The 18,832-nt window shown below is 54.4% G+C and carries 16 protein-coding genes; 4 read left to right on the forward strand and 12 right to left on the reverse strand.

Annotated features, from left to right (window positions below):
• Nucleotides 1-80 precede the first annotated feature (80 nt).
• From EKK48_13000 to EKK48_13030, 7 genes are all read right to left on the reverse strand, one after another.
• Nucleotides 81-2,177 (reverse strand): hypothetical protein, encoded by a 2,097-nt coding sequence (locus EKK48_13000; GenBank protein RTL41829.1) that lies wholly within the window; start codon nt 2,175-2,177, stop codon nt 81-83.
• A gap of 489 nt (nt 2,178-2,666) precedes the next feature.
• The gene (locus EKK48_13005) at nt 2,667-2,873 is read right to left on the reverse strand and encodes a hypothetical protein (GenBank protein ID RTL41830.1); all 207 of its coding nucleotides are present in this window, start codon (nt 2,871-2,873) and stop codon (nt 2,667-2,669) included.
• Nucleotides 2,874-3,314: 441 nt separating this feature from the next.
• Complete coding sequence (locus EKK48_13010; protein ID RTL41831.1) at nt 3,315-3,575, reverse strand: hypothetical protein; 261 nt, start codon at nt 3,573-3,575, stop codon at nt 3,315-3,317.
• A gap of 10 nt (nt 3,576-3,585) precedes the next feature.
• Entirely contained in the window at nt 3,586-5,604 is a 2,019-nt protein-coding gene (locus tag EKK48_13015; protein ID RTL41832.1) for an AAA family ATPase, read from the reverse strand.
• Between the two features lie 407 nt (nt 5,605-6,011).
• Nucleotides 6,012-7,304, reverse strand: coding sequence for a hypothetical protein (locus tag EKK48_13020; GenBank protein RTL41833.1), 1,293 nt, complete (start codon nt 7,302-7,304; stop codon nt 6,012-6,014).
• A 68-nt stretch (nt 7,305-7,372) separates the two neighbouring features.
• Entirely contained in the window at nt 7,373-7,699 is a 327-nt protein-coding gene (locus tag EKK48_13025; protein RTL41834.1) for a hypothetical protein, read from the reverse strand.
• 41 nt (nt 7,700-7,740) lie between these two features.
• Entirely contained in the window at nt 7,741-7,998 is a 258-nt protein-coding gene (locus EKK48_13030; protein RTL41835.1) for a hypothetical protein, read from the reverse strand.
• Nucleotides 7,999-8,380: 382 nt separating this feature from the next.
• On the opposite strand from EKK48_13030, the gene EKK48_13035 reads away from it, so the two are divergent.
• Entirely contained in the window at nt 8,381-9,898 is a 1,518-nt protein-coding gene (locus tag EKK48_13035) for a PLP-dependent aminotransferase family protein (GenBank protein ID RTL41836.1), read from the forward strand.
• A 205-nt stretch (nt 9,899-10,103) separates the two neighbouring features.
• On the opposite strand, the gene EKK48_13040 is transcribed toward EKK48_13035, so the two are convergent.
• Nucleotides 10,104-10,379: a hypothetical protein gene (locus EKK48_13040; protein RTL41837.1), complete on the reverse strand. Its 276-nt coding sequence runs from the start codon at nt 10,377-10,379 to the stop codon at nt 10,104-10,106.
• 94 nt (nt 10,380-10,473) lie between these two features.
• Nucleotides 10,474-10,914, reverse strand: coding sequence for a hypothetical protein (locus EKK48_13045; GenBank protein ID RTL41838.1), 441 nt, complete (start codon nt 10,912-10,914; stop codon nt 10,474-10,476).
• A gap of 809 nt (nt 10,915-11,723) precedes the next feature.
• On the opposite strand from EKK48_13045, the gene EKK48_13050 reads away from it, so the two are divergent.
• Entirely contained in the window at nt 11,724-13,202 is a 1,479-nt protein-coding gene (locus EKK48_13050; protein ID RTL41839.1) for an aminotransferase class I/II-fold pyridoxal phosphate-dependent enzyme, read from the forward strand.
• A gap of 25 nt (nt 13,203-13,227) precedes the next feature.
• Entirely contained in the window at nt 13,228-14,802 is a 1,575-nt protein-coding gene (locus EKK48_13055; protein ID RTL41922.1) for an AAA family ATPase, read from the forward strand.
• Nucleotides 14,803-14,880: 78 nt separating this feature from the next.
• Here EKK48_13055 and EKK48_13060 read toward each other — a convergent pair whose 3' ends face one another.
• Both EKK48_13060 and EKK48_13065 read right to left on the reverse strand, forming a co-directional pair.
• Complete coding sequence (locus EKK48_13060; GenBank protein ID RTL41840.1) at nt 14,881-15,231, reverse strand: hypothetical protein; 351 nt, start codon at nt 15,229-15,231, stop codon at nt 14,881-14,883.
• A gap of 263 nt (nt 15,232-15,494) precedes the next feature.
• On the reverse strand, nt 15,495-16,832 hold the full coding sequence (locus EKK48_13065; protein ID RTL41841.1) for a hypothetical protein: 1,338 nt from the start codon (nt 16,830-16,832) through the stop codon (nt 15,495-15,497).
• 338 nt (nt 16,833-17,170) lie between these two features.
• Here EKK48_13065 and EKK48_13070 point away from each other — a divergent pair, with 338 nt between their 5' ends.
• Nucleotides 17,171-17,899: a hypothetical protein gene (locus EKK48_13070; protein RTL41842.1), complete on the forward strand. Its 729-nt coding sequence runs from the start codon at nt 17,171-17,173 to the stop codon at nt 17,897-17,899.
• Nucleotides 17,900-18,236: 337 nt separating this feature from the next.
• Here the strand turns inward: EKK48_13070 and EKK48_13075 are convergent, their stop codons facing one another.
• Nucleotides 18,237-18,623, reverse strand: coding sequence for a hypothetical protein (locus EKK48_13075; protein RTL41843.1), 387 nt, complete (start codon nt 18,621-18,623; stop codon nt 18,237-18,239).
• Nucleotides 18,624-18,832: the final 209 nt, after the last annotated feature.

Genomic DNA, 18,832 nt, shown 5'->3' on the forward strand with positions numbered 1-18,832 from the left:
ATTCAAAAAAAATGAAGAAGCCGCAGCCAGCCGCCGGGCCGAAGCCCGGCGACTGAACTGCGAACCTCTTCAACAGACGACTACTTGCCCGACTTCGGGTGCTTCTGCGCCTCGGTCAGCTTGTAGATGTCCAGACGCTTCACGTCCGCCAGCCACTGCGGCAGAAGCTCGGTCATCATGCCCATCGCGGCTGCGACGACACGCTCACGAGCCTCCTTCGCATCCACACCCTCCTCGACGAGCTCGTAGAGAGCGAGCACCGACGCGGAGCCGACCGTGTGGAAGAAGTAGTGACGACCGTCGCTGGGGAGCTTGCTCACGCCCTTCTTGAGCAGGTCCTTGACCGGGTCGACCTTGTCCTTCTGCATCTGCGGCGTCAGGCAGACCAACTCCTTGAGCGACAGCCCATCCAGGCATGCCGTCTTGGTGCTGAAGAAGGCGGCGGCGACGAGCTTGGCGACCTTGTCGTAGTCCGCCACGCTGGCTGAGATCGTCGGCAGCTTGGGCTGCTTCTGACCGGCATCCTGCGTGTCGTCGTCAGACTGGCGAGCCAGCATCTTCAGCGCCGAAGCGATCAGCGACCGGATGCGCTTCAGGCTCAGGAAGGAGTCACCCCCTTCGTCCTCACCCTTGGCACCTTCCGGCAGCTCGCCCACCCAGGTGATGCGCGTGGCATCCTTGCCGGACTCCGAAGCCGCGTAGTCGCGCGCGTACTTCGCATCGACCGGGTAGCCCATCTCCGACGCGATCGCCGCCTGCCACGAACCGATCCGCGGGCCATCCTGCGGGTGAGGCTCAAGCTGGATGCTGACCTTGCCGTCCTTGGACTGCACGACCTTGTAGGACGACCCCATGCGGAGCACGTGGTCGACCTTGTCCATGTTGCCCACCGCCACCTCGGTCATCGCACCGACGTAGTTGATGAAGCACTTGGCGAAGGCGCCCGGACCGCTGGTGCGCATGCCCCAGTTGTCCGCATCCAGCTCACCCAGCTGTCCCATGAACACCATGGTCCAGAACTTGTCCGCCGGCACCTTCTGCGAACCGAGCATCACGAACGGCTCGTCGAAGGTAAGCGTCTTGTTCTGCACGGCAGCCGCGATGGTGCTCGCGATCAGCTTGGTGTACGTCTGCATGAAGTCGACGATGACACTCTGCAGCAGGTGTCCCGTCTCGTGCATGTAGATGGGGTTGATCAGAGGCAGAACCTCGATCAGGTTCCACGGGATGAAGGCCAGGTGGCCACCGCGCGGCCCGAGTGCACCGTCGTGCATCGGGATGACAGCCGGGCCGCTGTCGAAGGCGCCGACGAGGACCGGGAGGACCACGTCACCGACCGACACGTTGATGGTGGGGACGACCTGGTGGATGTCGCCCTTCGAGTCGATCTGATCGAGCCGCAGGTCGCCGGTGAGGCTCAGGAAGAGATTGCTCTCGATCATAGCCCGCACCAGAACCAGCGTGTCCTTCAGCTTCGGGTCGAGCGACTGGCGGAAGCCGGTCGTCCACATCTGCACCGTGGAGAGGATGGGCGACAGCTCGTTGCCGATGAGCTGGAGCGCACCCTGGTACAGCTGCCCCGTCGAAGCCTCGGGATAGCGCTTCTGCAGCTCGGTCATCACCTTCGGCAGGGCCGCGACGACCTGCTGCTCAGCCGACTTGAGCTGGGCGTAGAGCGAGTCAGCGATCTCCCAGTACTCGGGAGGCAGCATGCCCTTGTCGTGTCCGAGCATCCGGTAGTCTTCCGAGAAGAAGGCGTAGACCGGCTGCGCGAACATGCCGTCGACCATGATATCGGCCATGTCATGGGCGAGCAGACGCTCGGTGGAAACCTTCGCCGTGGGCGCGTCCGCCTTGACGAAGTGGATGACGCGCGGCATCGGGATGTCGAACGTCTTCGGGTCGAGCTGGCTGAGCACGCCCAGGTTGATGCGGTAGCCGCGCTTGGTGTTGGGCACCTCGGCGAGCACGAAGTCGGGCGCGTCGGTGTGAGCCATGGCGCGCTGCACCAGTTCGTCGGTGGTGGGGAAGGAGTAGTTTTCCTTGCCGCCGCCGATGAAGAAGGGCGAGCGACCGAACAGACCCTGTTGCGAGCAGGGACCGTGGGTCAGGTCGTGGATGGTGGGCGGAACGATCTCGAAGATGGTGCCGCCGGTGTTGGTGTTCTTTGCGTTCATAGTCATTGTCCTTTCGTTTGGTTAAAAAGATGCAGAAACCCGCACAACCAGCCGGTTTGGCTGCTCATGCGGGGGTTCAGAAGCGACGGTTCAACTGTCAGTTACAGACAGCAAAAACCGCCCACACCCGCAACATGCGAATGTATGGTTGGAGTTGCGCGAGGCGACGTCAGCCAGGGAAGAGCCTTTCTGACGTCAGAGCAGTTTCAATTCTGTCGCTGGATAGCGACAGGATATCTGTGGAGAACTGGTGCTGGGTAGGCTGGAGGCTTTCTTTTGCTGAATGATTGTTGGAGGGACGGGAAGACCATAACCCTATCCCTTTGCAACCACAGATCAAAGCTCTTAAGAGGCTTTGTATCTAAGTAAGCTCAAAGTTTATGAACTTCAGCACATCTTTTATCTTTTTCCAGGTAGCGCAGGGCTGCTAGTCCCTGATTCAATGCAGCCCGGCGGCAACTGCGCGCAGTCGCGCCAGCTCTCGCAAACTCATTGCTGATTGTTTTTCGGGACGAATGCACCGACTGTCGTGTAGAACCCGATCAGAACTGCAAAGGAGCTCATCATCAGGTTGGCACGCACAGCGAATGCGCCGCCGTCACGGGTGATCTCGAACTGATGTTGGGTGGTCCAGTAACCACCAAACACACCGGCACAGAAAACTGACACACCGAACAGAGCTTGCAGAAAACGCATAGGAAATCTCCTGCGGGTTTTTCCAAGATCGGAAAAATTCAAAGGGTTGATTTGCCTTCCGGGTTACTCAGTCAGCGCAACGCTGTTGAGGAGGATGGCTGGAATATGCCTGTGAGACTTTGAGACCGCTATTGCTCAGACCATGCAAAGGAAAATTTCGACACTACTGTGATAACCAAATACGGTGCTCTCTGACAATAGTTTATGCACCTCAATGTCCCAATTCCAGCTCGTTGCCTGCTAATTCAAATGGCGCAGTGTGCGCGCGTTGTTTCAAAATTGTGTCACTCAAACAAGTTCAACTATATTCTATAAAATAACAAATTTAAAAACTAAAATTTCAAACCAGAATAGCTCCCGAGCGAGAAAAGAGACGACAGGATAGAAGCTAAATGCCGCCTCTATCCTGTCGATTTTCGTCACCAAATCGGAGTTCCTTTTCTAATTCTGATCGTCATACTCGCCGCGCTCACGCGCCTTATCAAAGCCATCTGCGGCAAAGGACAACGGAACCATCAAGCCGATGATGAAGAGGAAAGCACACGGACCGCGAACGTAAACGCCGCCTATCCACTCATGCGAAAGACCGATCGCCAGCGCACTGAACGCAACCAGCAAACCGAGTCCCGACATTACAAGCTCAGGCCACGGCGGAGGATCGGCTGGTCCGTTATCGCGAGGACCATACAGAAATCTGGACATTTTTCGTCTCCTACTTGCGAGCCGCAGCGATAGCGTCCACGCCCTCGACATCGCAGGGCGGCAGATCGAAAAGCTTTTCGATATCGGGTGCGAGCAGCGTTTCGTGCTCGTCGATGGCATTGATGAGAACTTTCAAGTCGTCAACGCCATCCTCCACAATCGCAAACGCAGTCTTCTCACCTTCTGCAATAAGCGCCTTCACCTCATCGGCAATTTGTCGGCGGAACTCGTCGGAAACCAGTCCAGCTTTCTGCAATGAAGCGAGATTGAACTTGCCCAGGCTCGACATGCCGAGTTCGGTGACCATCTGAATGGCAAGATCAGTAGCCATTTTGACGTCCATCGAAATGCCGGAGTCTTCCTGACCGTTTCGCAGTTTGAATGTCGAAGCGGCACCACCCATGAGCACAGCAAGCCTGAGCTTCATGTGGTCTCGGGTGATCAGCGTCTCGAATTCCTCGGGATAAGCGACATGCCCACCTGATCTGCCGCGCGGCACCATGGTGAAACGCAGTGGTGCCCGCCTGGCCAGGCGCATGTAGACGAGAGCATGTCCAGCCTCGTGCACCTTAACGGTGTCAACCTCCATCGGCGTCAAAATCTGACGCTGACCGTCGCGACGCGCACCGAATGTCACTTTCAGCACAGCCTCGTCGAGAATCTCTTGCGTAACCAGGCTCAGTCCGGCACGCACAGTGAGAATCTTCGCCTCGTTGGCGATGTTCTCGACATGGGCACCAGATGCACCTGGACAAGCCTTGGCGGCGATGCGCAGGTTGAGCCCGGGAGCGCGAATGCTTTCGGGCAAGTAGAGACCGAGCAGAGCTTCGCGGTCCCGGCAATTGGGATTGAAGAACTCGATGTCGCGGTCGAAGCGACCAGGACGGATGGCAGCCGGGTCGAGGATGTCTTTGCGATTGGTGGCAGCAATCGTGAAGACACGGGGACGTTTGACGATGCCGTCCATCTCCTTGAGGAGCTGGTTGAGCGTCGCTTCCTGCTCGCCATTGCCCTGCGATGTACCGCGAGCACGCGCGATCGCGTCGAACTCGTCGATGAAGAGAATGGCACCACCGAAGACCTTCACGAGTTCGTCCAGGTCATCGAAAACCTGACGAACACGGCTGGCACCGACGCCGACAAACATCTCGGTGAACTCAGAACCGGCAATCTCGATCACAGGCAGACCACAAAGCGAAGCCAGGGTGCGGGCAAGCAGTGTCTTGCCGACGCCGTGGGCGCCATGCATCAGCACACCGCGAGGAGTGCGAGCCTTGAGGGCTTCGTACTTCTCAGGCTGCTTGAGGAAATCGAGGAATTCCTGAATTTCGAATTTGGCTTCGCTCTGCCCGATCACCTTGTCGAAAGTCAATCCGGCAAAACGATGATCGTTAGGCAGAATGAGAGTGCCTGTATCGCAGCGCATGGCAGGAAGTTTGACCTTCTTGCCCTTCACCTCGATTTCGACGGCATCTTGCTTTTCCCCGGTCTTGCGCCGACCGCCGAGATTTTTAATCGCCGATGTAGCCAGTCGATCGCCGACTCGACGAGCTGAACGCTCCTCACGAGCGGCAGACTCAAGCGCTTCCTCGCGCTTACGGCGTCTCACCTGGTTGATGAAGGCGATGCCGAGCAGCGCCACACCAATGATCAGGCAGCCTGTATGCAGAAACCATTCGGCGAACGGCGACAGGTGCTCCACCGTAGACGGTGGCACGTGCACCCAGGTTCGTCCATGCAGAACTCTGGTCGGATCGGGACGCATCGGTCCGTTGCACAGCCAGAGAAGAAAGAAAACGGAGCCCAGAAGGAAAGCAACTGTGTTGCCGATTCTCTTCCAGGAATCTAAGTCGCTAAAAGGCGGATGCTTGTTTTCGGGTGAATCAGCCATGGCTGAATTTCCTTGATTGACCGTCGAGATATTCGACAGCTTCGATAAAGGGACTGAAATTTCATAGAGCAACGTTCCGATTCGCATCAAATTGGTCGGACAGTCGCTGTGCGCAAAGGCGCAAGAACTGTCACTCATCTCCACCCTCAGGGCATGCTGTCTCAGCTGCGCTAAGCCGACTGTGCTTCAAACCCAGGATAGCGGCAGAGGACCGTGCACGTAGGTGCAAATACTCTGGTGCTCGAAAGCAGGAGGGGTACTGAGCTGGACTGTTATTTTCTGGAGAAAAAGTAGTTATTGGGATACCACATACTGCCATGGACCATAAGGCTGAGGTTGTTAACAATTTGGCCGCTTTTACGCTTTACATCCCGCAAAGTTTGTCGAAACGCTCGACCTGTGCGACACGAATCCATTACAGATTCGCACCGCGCTTAACATAGACAGCGTGCGTTCGAATCGTAAACGCTGGCAAAGTTTGCGCAAGCGAACGCAATGAACTGTCAATCACAAAGAGCGTTGGGCGACTTCAAGTTGACTTCAGTTCAGCGGATCTCGTCGATGAATCCATACTCGAGCGCCTCCTCAGCAGAGAGCCACCAGTCAGAGGTACGGCAGCGCTCAAGTATCTCGTCGGCAGTGAGAGATGACCGCGAAGCAAGCAGCTCGATACACTGCCGCTGCACAGCCATGCTCTTATCGAGACCGAGTTCGTACTGACTGGTCGTATAGCCCCATGTCGAACTGACCCGATGGATGAGAAGCCATGAATTCTTCCCCATCACCCGCCACTTGCCGATTTGCAGCATGACACCACCCATGGAGGCAGCGCAACCGATCACCTCGGTGTTGATAGCACGTCCGGCATTCCGGACCTGGAGACACAGGTCGATGAAGCCAAAACCAGCCACAGAGTTTCCGCCAGGACTGCAGATAAGCAAAGTCAGGTCACCAGAGCTGATTCCCAGAGCACGAGCCAGATCCTCCTTTGCCGTAAGGGCAGTCGCGTCGCTGACGCGGTCGATAAAGCGCAGCGCGCCGTGCCGTGCCGGCTCCGCCAGCATCTCGCGCCTCTCAAGTTGAGACAGCATGCGCCTCGCCCTTTTTGCCCTGGTTTCCGCGTTGCTCTTGCGCACGTCCAGGTCGGTAGCCTCCGAAAGCCCTTCACACAACGACGCGTTGATGGCGACCAGTTTTGACGTCGGCATCGATGAGGTGGTGGCAATGCCATCCACCAGACCAAATTTGACCGCTGCCTGAGCGTCAAGAAACCAGGTCTTGAGGTAGATCTTCTCCCTCAACTGCTCTCTCGAAAGCTTGCTCGAAACGAGCAAGGCATACTGCTGTTCCTGAAGACGCCTGAACCACTTGAGGTTCTCTTCCGCCTCGTAGGAATTTCCGTCCGTCAGACAGCGCACCTCAGTGATGTGAATCCAGGAGCGCTCGGTGATGTAAACCTCGTCAGCGGCACGCAGAACGACTGCGGCCTGCCCGCTTGCCCAGCCTGCGACCTGGATGATCACCTTTACTCCTCGCAACCGCACCCAACGCAGGAAGTCGTGAAGCGCCAGGGCGTCGATAAAGGACTCAATGTGAGCGTGCATGAAGATGTGAATTGGCAACGAGGAGTCGATGCGCACCCACTTCTCCACCCGATCGACCAGCGAACGTATCGCTGCGTAGTCGACCATGCCGTCCAGCAGATATGCCCGACTTTCAGCCGGTGAAGCGAGCCTGTCTACGATCTTGAGAAGAGAGTTTTCAGCGTCGGACTCTGCGGTCTCAACCTGGGCGATTTGCTCCAGATTATCGAGTACGGAGTTTTCGGAGGTTGACATGACGTTTCATCTCCTGTCGTCAGCGCGGCAAGCAAGCTCGCCGCGCTCAATAGTCCGAACTGTAGCCCTTACGCACCGGGCTGCCAGTTATGTGGTGGTTGAAGCCAGAATGCACCGGCGCGACCGCCTGCGCATTGGTACTCCGTTGGTTCACAGGACCAGTTAAGGTTCGCGAAGATGGCAACTACGCGGTCGATGACTTTGTCGTTGGCAGGAAAGCTCGGCACGTCGATCGAATACCTGAAGGTAGCGCCGGTTTTCTTCGACATTGTCGAATATTCGCCAATCAGGCGGTCGACAAGCGCTTTAGCTTCCTCCTCCACCTTATCGACAAAGTCAGCGTTGTTGATGACGCGCAAGAATGGTGCGCCGGGCTTACTTCTACTTTTCGCCATTGCATGCTCCATAAACACGGGGAGATTGGCTTATCGTGCGCTCAAGCAAGGACCACGGAGACGCCGAACAGAAGTCCGGCGGCCACTAATATGACGTAAGCTATCGCGTCATATCCGTTGAGCGCCAGGCAGTAGCTGACAATGACCATTGCAAGAGCAGGAAGAGTCAGATATGCGATGCACTCCAGTTTTTTCAGCGAAAGATTCCGCGGTCGCAGATATCTGGCTTCCAGTTTCAAACCAGCCATGCCGCCGATAAGCATGACCACCGAAATCATGACTGAACCCAGTAGCTCCATCCCAAGTTCTCCTGTTTTTCCTTCCGTGAGTCCTGAGAAACGCTTGCCTCATGAGGCAAAGCCCCATGAGAATCAAAGCAATAGAAGACAGCGATTGTGGGTGATTACTTCAAACGTCTCAGCGACAAACGGTTAGATCTGCAGCGTAATCAAAGACAAACGGTATTGACAAGCGCCAGAGTCCTAAAACTCAGACCCTCTCATGATTTCAGTGAGATTTTCGGCTGGCCAACCTGGTGGTGGACTCCCATAAAAAGCGGTGCTGGACTCCTCTTCTTTCGGCTAATCGAACGGTAGTATGATTACCCGATCGGGGCATCACTAATTCCAGACGGATTTTTACTGAGCAAAATACTAGAAGTAAGCAAACTCGCAAGATCTCATGCCGCGAAACAGACAAACCAACAATTCAGAATCATCATCTCCTCTTGCAAATTTTGCGGTTTCTCTGCACCTCGACGATACTTCACCGATTCCGATTTACGAACAAATTGCAGATCAACTGGCGCATGCAATCGAGTCACTGGTGCTCATGCCAGGACAATTGATGCCTTCCACAAGACAACTAGCTGATTATTTGCAAATATCCAGAAAGACAGTGGTGCGAAGCTATGACAAACTGATCGGGCAAGGATTTCTTACCACCACCCGTGGTATCGGCACACTGGTTAGAGCATCAATTGCCAAACCGCCTGCGCTGCCAGCAAACGAGTCGGCACCGCTGAAACTGTCGGCCTTCGCCGAGCGCCTTCTACAGATACCACCAACTGCTTTGAGCTGCGGCGCTTTTGCACAACTCAACCATGGTGCCCCTGCGCCTGAGACGTTACCTGTTGCCCAATGGAAACAAATCATCAACAGTCATGCAAACCAGAACGAAAACAAAGAACTCACTAACGGACTGGAACCTTTTGGTCAGCCGGAATTGAGAAAAGCTGTAACAGCATATTTAAAACGCCAGCGCGCCATTCAATGCGACCACAAACGTGTGATAGCCCATGTCGATTCCACCACTCCGACGCGTTTAGCAACCCAGTTGACGATTGATCCAGGCGACCTTGTCGCCATAGAAGATCCCGGATACCCATATGCCCGGCGGTGTTTTCAAATGTTGGGCGCAGAGCTTGTGGCGATTCCTGTAGACAACGACGGCATGCAGGTAGAACGGCTCATCGATGAGAACAGGGCAGTCAAAGCTGTTTATGTAACACCATCTCACCAAGATCCTTACGGCGGCACGCTCTCGCTGGCTCGTCGCCACACCTTGCTCAAGTGGGCTAACAGAACAGGCGCTCTCATTTTTGAAGACGACTACGAAAACGAATTCTTCTACGGCAATTCAAACTTACCCTCGCTGTATTCTCTCGACCAGGGCGATCGCGTTATCTATCTCTCCAGTTTTTACAAAACTCTTTTCCCACTGTCTGACGCGGGAATTACAGTACTGCCTGAAAGATTGATCGAAGCTTTTCGGCGAGCTCAAGAGCTGTACAGCGGTGTAAGCTCTTCTCTGTCAATTCAAGAACAAGTAGGACTGACAAAAATTCTCGATGATGGCACACTCGAACGACAGATTCGCAAAGCACAATCACTGTATCAAAAGCGCCGCCACATAATGATTTCAGCTATTACCAGCCAGCTCAAGGGATTGTGCGACCCCATGAAGATAACAGGAGCGATGACCATCGTGATTCGCTTTGACCAGACCTTAAACCATTTGGATATCTCAGAATGCGCACAGCAAACAGGATTTCCATTAGCAACCACTGAGGCATACTACTGGCAGAACCCACCCAAAAATGAATTCCTCACCTCGTTCGCCATGCTCGAAGAGAGCACGATTATGCCAGTGGTGGAAGATTTTACACGCAGACTCAAAGAACGCCGGCAGGCACGCTAAGTTCAGACACCTGAGTACCAGCGACAAAATCTCGAGCAATCCAGCGAAAGGTCTTGCGCACCGCATATGGTGCCTCAAAAGGCAAATTTTTTTGCCGCGAAGCCCTTAACGGAAAGGCAGGCACCGAAATGACAAAAAGACGCTGAAATGACGAAAAGCGGAAAGGAAAGGCTCGGCCGAAGCCGAAACCTTCCTTCCACGATGACTACTGGAACGTGAGAACTCCAAAGCCGTGTTCGCCACCTTCCGAAAAATCAGTCGGGTAGCCGCGCTCCTTGAGAGCCGCTTGCGCCCGCCTGATTGACGCGATCGGATACTGCTTCGGCACATCGATGGTGTGACCGCTGCGCACGAAGTCCAGTTGTTCGATGAGCATCAAGCAATACATGCAGAAGTCGTCGCCCTCCGTGGTCACTTGCGTCCACGTTACCGGTCTGGCTGCTGCTGCCCGGTGGCGACCGAAGTCGAGTACTGTTCCCATAATCTGCGCCCTTGACGAAGATGTTGATGGAAAGGATGCGCGCAACCGCAAGCGATAGCGCGCATCCAGTTCGAGTCAGAGTGTCAGCCGGCGCTCACCAGTTGACGACGACGAAGAAGCCGCCCTGGCGCCCCTCCGTCTGGTAGTTGACGCGCCGCACGTGAAGCTTGTCGATGCCGGTGAGCTTCTCGATGACGGACGCGGCCACGGCGGCATTGTGCTGCGCGATGGTGGTCTCGACGATGTGCGCGGCGCCCGGGCTGTAGGTGAATCCGGGTCCGCCCGAGACGGTGAGGAGGATGAGGCTCTGCTCGCCGTTGGGGATGCGGGCGGCGATGAGCGAAGGCAGGCTGTCGACGATGCGCTGCGCTTCCTGCTCCACGGCGATGGCGCGGTCGACCTTGCGGCGCTCGGCCAGCTGCGGGTCGGCGCGGTCCTCGCTCGCCTCCTGCATGATCTGCTGCGCGCGGGCGCGGACGGAGGCTTCGGTTTCGTCGAAGATGCGGTTCATGTCGAGGCCGATGATGGTCTTCATTTAAGGTCACTTCCTTAACTGGGTTGCTCTTTCATGCACCAGATGCAGTGCATGTCCTTCATCCTGAACTCTATCTGCGAACCCTCTCCGAGCGAGCTATGTCCTCCCGCACTGCAGATGCAATGTGAAAAACAAACACTAGACCGCTGGGAGATAGCTGTTTTGGTTTTAGGTGGGCTAGCAGGAAAGAGTTAAGAGATACACCCCAAACTAAACGTCCGCTCATACAGATCACAAGAGCTACGAAAAGGTTTAATAATGCGGCTTTCCAAACTTTTTAGCCGCCCCCCTGTGCCTCTCTCCAAAAGACGGCGCCCGTGCCAATTAAGCATGTGCATTGCTAGCGCATCCTTAGCGCAACTCGCGCGGTCAGCAACGGTCCGTTACCTTTACACATTTGTACACATTCCGTTTTAATGTTGGTCCAATACCTGAGTGCGCTAGAGAAAGGCTTTTTAGCCGGAAAATCATCTCCGTCTCGCGCCCTATTTGACACCGCATACAGTATCAAATTCGCAGATCGGAGAATGCCGCCACAAGGGCGAGCCAGAAAAGCGAATGAGCGCTTGAAAACCGCACGACCACTAATTTATATCACTTTTAAAATTTCCCAAAACATGTCAAACAAAGAAACAATCGCACAACCCTTCATCCCCCTTTCGTATATACAAAAGCCGCAGGACAAGCGCCATTCCACCTGTTTGCGCTCCAGATCACCATGTTATACTAGGCCTATCATCACTTGCTCTTCAGTGAGAAGCTGGTGCCTGGGGCAACAAGCAAAGACAGTCAGGAGCTGAATTCGGTCTTTGACACAGCATGTAATGCTAACTAACTCCCAACCATTCCCTGAAAAGTTTTCGGCACTCGTGCCCGTAAATGCAAAGCAACGCAGCTTCTCGCGTATCGGCGCCATGACGCTTGGAACAGCTATTCAACGACATCTTCAACAAGAGAAAGCGTCGTTCCACACGCCCGGTCACAAAGGGCGCGAATTGGCGAAGAGCACAAACTCTTTGCTTCAAGCCGATTTGACCGAACTGCCTGGGCTTGATGAGCTTTCCAATCCCGAAGGAGTGCTTCTTGATCTGGAAGCTCGCGCCGCTAAGATGTGGGGTTCAGCGGGCAGCCTGATTTCAGTTAACGGCGCCTCTGCCGGAATCATTGCAGCAATGCTTGCACTGACGACGGAACGCAAAAAGTTTCTCGTACCGCGCAACGCACACCGCTCTGTCATCAACGCTATGGTTGTTGGCGGCATCGAGCCGATCTGGTACGAACCCACCTGGGATGCTCGTTGGGGCACATGGGGTGCTGTTTCGCCAGTTTCTGCGCGCAAAATTCTTTCCACTTGCAAGGCTTCAGAAGTGGCTGGAATGCTTGTTGTTTCGCCGACCTATGCAGGTGCGGTTTCAGATATCGCCTCCATTGCAGACAGCTGCCATTTCAGAGACATTCCTTTATTAGTAGACGAAGCGCACGGAGCACACTTTCTGCCTGATGCCTGTGCTCCTTCTTCAGCTGTCACATGCGGTGCAGACCTGACTGTACACTCACTGCACAAGACGCTTTCCGGCATGACGCAGACCGGCATGATACACCTGGGCGAATCACCAGTTTTCCGAATCGATATCGATTTGCTGAGAGCGCAGCTCAATTTGATTCAGAGTTCAAGTCCAAGTTATCCAATGCTCCTCTCAATTGAGCAAACGATCACCTTGCTTGAAACGAACGGCAAGAATCTTCTCGCCCACTTACCTCATCTGCGCGGTCGTCTGGAAGATTCGCTGGCAGACTGCCGACGCTTCGAATTTTACACAAGTCGTTTCGAAACCGATGCACTACATATCTGCATCGCGGCACGAGGCGCCAGAGCAGAGCAGCTCTATGATTTTTGCGTCGAGCGCGGTGTCTTTCCTGAAGCTATCCTCGGACAGGGCGTACTCTTCTTAATGGGAATAGGCACAGTCACTGAAGACGTCGCCGAACTGGCCAAAGTCCTTCTAGATTTCCACACTCAAAATCCCGAAACCGGAAGCCTCGCAGATGACGGCGTCTGGCATTTCACCGAGATCGAACAGGTGCTCAGTCCTCGTCAGGCATTCATGTCGCCATCGCAGATGGTGCCCGTACATGAAGCCGTGGGACGCATCGCCGCCGAGTGTGTCGCGCCCTGTCCACCAGGCATTCCGGTCTGTGTACCGGGTCAACGGGTTCATCCTGAGGTAATGAATCTGACCAGCGTAAAAAAAATTCGAGTTGTGCGTGAGCAACTCACTTCCGAGTAAAAGCACGAGGAATATCATGGAAATTATCCCGCCCGCTGATGACCTCTCGTCGTTCCTAGCAATACTGCCAACGCAAGTCGCAGAAGCAGTGCAAAAGGACACAAACGGGCTGTACGAAGTTGTTCTGGATCTAGGTCGTCTTCCAGAAGCACGCTATCTCGACAAGCACACGACGCACCTCTCTGACACTCCGGTTACTGAAAAGGATCTCGAACACGCCATCGAAAGAATCGGTCAGTTCTCCGGCGACAACCGCGCCGGAATTGAACGCACCCTGCACAGAATTTCCGCAATTCGCAATCGCACAGGAAAAGTGATCGGACTGACCTGCCGTGTTGGACGGGCGGTTTCAGGAACAATCAGCATCATTCGCGATCTTGTCGAATCCGGAAAATCAATCCTCTTCCTCGGACCGCCTGGAGTCGGTAAGACTACAAAATTACGCGAAATGGCTCGCGTGCTCGCTGACGAAATGGGCAAGCGCGTCATCGTAATCGACACATCCAACGAAATTGCAGGCGACGGCGACGTGCCTCACCCTGCCATCGGCAGAGCACGACGCATGCAAGTGTCTCACCCAGATGCACAGCACGCCGTCATGATTGAAGCAGTCGAGAACCACACGCCAGAAGCGATCGTCATCGACGAAATCGGCACCGAGCAAGAATCGGCAGCCGCCAGAACAATCGCTGAACGAGGCGTCGTGCTAATTGGAACTGCGCACGGTAATGCGCTCGAAAATCTGTTGAAGAATCCAACCATGGTCGATCTCGTGGGCGGCATTCAGACAGTTACGCTCGGCGACGACGAAGCGCGACGTCGAGGCACGCAGAAGACCGTGCTGGAACGAGCAACCGAACCAACTTTCGACATTTGCATCGAAATTCTGGACAGACAAACGCTGGCTGTTCACAAAGACGTCGGTGAAGCTGTCGACCAACTGCTAAAAGGATGGAAGATTCATCCAGAAATTCGACGACGCGACGATGCGACGGGAAACTTTTCTGTCGTACAAACGCCGGAACCAACGATTGCAACAGAGGGCCTCGCCCCTTTCGCGCAGGACTGGGGCACCCCACAGGAAACGCATTTGAAAATTTACCCTTACGCGGTCAGCAAGGGTTTATTGGAACGGGTGGTCAAAACGCTACAACTGCCCGTTGAAGTGGTCAAATCAATTGATGAGGCCGATGCGATTCTCGCGTTGAGAAGTTATGCCAGAGCAGGAGCGAAGATCTATTCTCTCGCCGAAGCCCGGCAAGTGCCTGTTTATGTCGTCAAAAGCAACAACCTGCCGCAACTGCAAAAAGCTTTGAGAGAAGCTCTTCATCTTGATGGAGAAAATGTCGGAGCGGTCGACATCGAGTCGGATGTGGATGAAACTGAAGTCGCCCTTGAAGAAGCGCGACAGGCAATCACTCGCGTCATGGACCGCCTGGAGCCGATGGAACTGAGCCCCCGACGAGCTTACATTCGTCGACTGCAACATCAGTTAGTGGAAAGATTCAACTTGAGCAGCCGCAGCATTGGTGACGAGCCGATGCGACGGTTGAGAATTCTTCCGCCAGCCGGTGCGCAGAAGAACCTGGGTTACATCTAGCCACAGACTTAAGCGAAAAACAAAACAGACGCGGTGCTATGACTGCGTCTGTTTATTTAAGTCTTTGCGATTCGAAGATTATGTATTGCGAATTTCAAGCTGTCCTAACAGATCGTCAGCCTGACCACGACCTGCCGCCTTTGCAGCCGCCATGTTGAGAGCCGCAATGCGATCCATCGTCGCTTGAATAGCTGCTTCATTCGCTTTCAAGGCCTGCGATGCAGCGTCAGTGCTCAAGCTAGCATATGGATTTCGGCCGTCTAGAGATTCGTTGGCAGCTTTTATTTGATCGGTCTGCCTGTCCAGATGCACCGACGAAACACCGTTTTCTGGACGGAAAGAAACATAATCAGGCTTTAACTGTGCTGACGCGCCCTCAATAGGGAGTTTGCTTACGTTATCGCCGCCGCCGTCGCCATGTTTACCCATTGTCGTCTACCTTCGTTCCTAGTTTTGTTGTACCACGCCTGCACAGTTGTCATGCGTTAGCCTTAGTAACATCACAAGCTCTGGCTGTGATATTTACATTCTTGCTTACACATATCCATTTGCCTATGGTGGAATTCCCATGGTCGGCAAATTTTTTGTTGTTTGATTCGGAAAGTTTGGGGCAATCGAATCGAAAGAAACGTTTTCAACTGCGAACTACTTGATGTTAGGTGACCCCTGGAGCGCAGTCAATTGGACGGCTCTCATGTTCGGCGCTTTCTTGGGGGAGGACCACCACTGATCGGGGGAGGGAATTGCAGGGGCGGGTCCGGGGGCGTGTCGTCCGTAGGGGGCTCATCGTCCGCGCCTGACGAGCTCTCCGGCTCTTCTGGTTCGATTTCCGACTCTTCTTCTATAGTTTGGTCCGGGTCTTCCAAAACTGGCTCTTCTATTTCCGCCGCTTCATAATTGGCAGCCTCGACAGTCGAATCGGAATGTTCTGACTCAGCCTGAACTTGCTGCCCTTCTTCAGTCTCGAGTGCCGCCGCCCTCGCCAGTTCATCAACAGACTCTGCTGGTTCAGACTGGGATGCTTCTAAATACTCGTCGACAGGGTCTTCTGAATCTTCGAAGAGCGCCTCCTCTAATAAATCGGCGAGCGGATCGGGAAAACGCTTTTGAGGCTCTTCGAGCGGACCCAGTCGTGGCGAGATGGCAAAAGCCCGTTCGGCTAAATCTTCAAGTTCGTCGTTTTCGGCAAATTGCTGCACAACAATCGGAGCACTCTGACTGGAGTTCGAGCCCACCCCTGAGGAAGTGCTCAACCCCGGCGGAATTGATGAAGCTTCCGGGGGCGGCTCAGGAATCGAAAAAGCCGGTTGTGCTGCCGTGTTAGCAGGAGATACGGCACCAGGATCAGGAGGCAGTGAGTAGGCTGGTTGCACTCTGGAATTAACTTCAGGCGGCAAAGCAGAATCCGACTGACCGTATGATACCGCTGGCGGTGCGCCAAAATCTGCTGGTTGAGGTGTTGCAGCTTGAGTAATCGGTGCCTGAAAATTTGAGAATTGAGCTCTGTCAGAGGGTGGAAAAGCTCCCGGCAATTGAGGTCTCACAAATTCGCTTTGCGCATCGCCTGGTGCCTGAATTGAGGAATATTGCGACTGGGATGGATCGTTTAAATACGAGTCTGGTCCAACGGTTTGATTAAGTGAGAGCGATACAGGGCTCTCGTCACGGTAATTAAAACCGGCACTTTCAGGCATTAACGGAGCGCCTTCGGCGAGGAAATTCTCTTGCACGGCCGTAGGAAATGGTATCGGTTCGATCGAAGACAATGTGTAGTCGCTATTTGAAAGAGAGTCGGCAACGAAGATCTGCAGCTCACGATGGAGCCTGCGCAATTCGCCCGTCAATTGTTTTAGATCAGGAGCATCACTGTCTTCGGTTGAACCATTGGCCGGACCAGCAAGACCCAACGTCGATATCAACTTCTGTCGAACAAACAGGTTTACTGATTTCGAGCCGGCAGCCCGTGCCAAGCGTTGCAATTCCTCGAACTGCTCCGGTTTCAAATTGATGACGATCTGATGTTCGCGCATGTCGACCTTTGCATCTTGCGGCTTACATCGGCATTTTAACAAATCCGACTGTACGAGATTAGCGGTTGCTAGACTAGCGTCGCTAGCAACTTCAACATTCTAAACGACAATATATCGATGCAAAGCAAGATTCTAGTAGCATCTGTGCGGTTCAAACCGGTACGTTTTGGAAAAACTACCCCGACCAACCCACCAACCAACTAACCTCAGAAAGCCCAGCCCAACTCCCATAAGCCTCACACAGTACTTCAAGCACGGTACGTGGTATCGCACGAAAGCTAACTGCTTTCACGATCTACGAACTTTTAGTGCGCCTAGATACTGCCCAAGGAGGGTTTATGCCACCGAAGACCGAACGAGTTATCTCCTTCAGCGATCGATCGTGGGTGAGACGCGAGTATCAACAGTTCTGCGGACGCTACGAACTGGACGAAACTAGCGGACTCTACTTCGACTCGGACACACCTTCAGCTCATCGCAAGCTGATCTCTCGCAACTTCCTCGAGTTGCCCCGCCCCTTGCGGGAAGCAGCACTGTACCTCGGTTTGACCGTCAGCACGACGAGCAACCGATGCACTGTGTCAGGCAATCAGTCGGCAGTCTACGGCGATTGGGAGCGCCAGGACGACCGCATCATGCCGCACCTGGAGATGAGCGCGTCCAGCCTCAGCTCCGCCGTCAGTTTGCCGCACCTGGTGCACGAGTGCTGTCATCTCTTCTGGGCGGTGCAAAGCAAAGCTGCAAAGCTTGCTTACATCGACCAGATGGTGGCACTCGTGGAACGATTCCGCGCTGATGATTTCGTCGAGGTAACCGGCTACGCTCAGGACTACTTCGAAGAATGGCGCAAGCTCATCAACGCCGACGGATACGCTATCGCCACAAGACGCAACCGCGCTCTGGAAAAATGGGCCATGGAATCGTTCTGCGAATCCGTAGCCAAGATCTGCTGCCCCAGCTACAAACAGGATGAGGCTCGTCAGACAGACGAGCTCCTCCAGGAACGGCTGCGGATCATGAGAGAAGAGTTCAATTTCGATCCTGCGAGACGACTTGCCGCCGCCTGAGGTGGTCTCATAGTCGTCTCACAGAATCGTCACTGGCGCTGCGCTGTGGTTGCAAAAAATGAGAGTGGGGCGTTACTGCCCCGCCCTCATTTTTCGTCAAACTTGCTATATGCCATAGTAACTAAAGCCCAAAGAAAAATGTTACGGAAGGCTCAGAGCCAATCCGCAAGCATTCTTCTTTGACTCGGCGCTCCGGTTCCAACCGTGAGACGAGGACTTGAGCAGGCGGAGATTGGCTAGGGAAAGAGTAGAGTCCGCCATCAAAGACAACGGAATCTACTTTTCCTCCGACTTCAAACCGCCTGTCACACCTGAATGAGTATGTCGAGGTTGACTCTTAGGCATTGATGCGCACCAGGTTGACAGCACCAAATGTGGTGATGTTTGCGTAAGGCTCGACGTAAATCGTAGATCCGGCGAACGCCGAAACGTGCGATCCCGCCTTAGCCCTCACATTCGCACCAGACTTAGCAACCACGCTTGAACCCTCATGAGCAATCACGAAGGAGCCTGGTTCTGCCGTCACCTTTGAGTTGTAGTGGGCAACAACGCGAGAGGAATCGCTTGCGATCACGAACGAACCCGCCATGGCGAGTACTTCGCAATCAGCAAAAGCGATGATGTAGGAACCCGCCTCGGCGATCACCTTACCCTGATAGAGGGCGGTGGGAGACGAGCCCACTGATGCTGGCACGAAGTCATCGTGGGGGGAATCGGTTGGCATGCATATCACTCCGTTAGGTCTGACGCCTCACCATTTGGTTCGACGGAGATGGTTGGGGAAAATGTCTAAAAGACAAGGTCTTCGCACCGGCATTAGCCTGAGCGAAATGTCTGAAAGACAAGGTCTTCGCACTGGCATTAGCCTGAGCGAAATGTCTAAAAGACGAGGTCTTCGCACTGGTATTAGCCGGGGCGAAATGTCTAAAAGAC

The organism is Candidatus Melainabacteria bacterium, from assembly GCA_003963305.1.
GTDB lineage: Bacteria > Cyanobacteriota > Vampirovibrionia > Obscuribacterales > Obscuribacteraceae > PALSA-1081.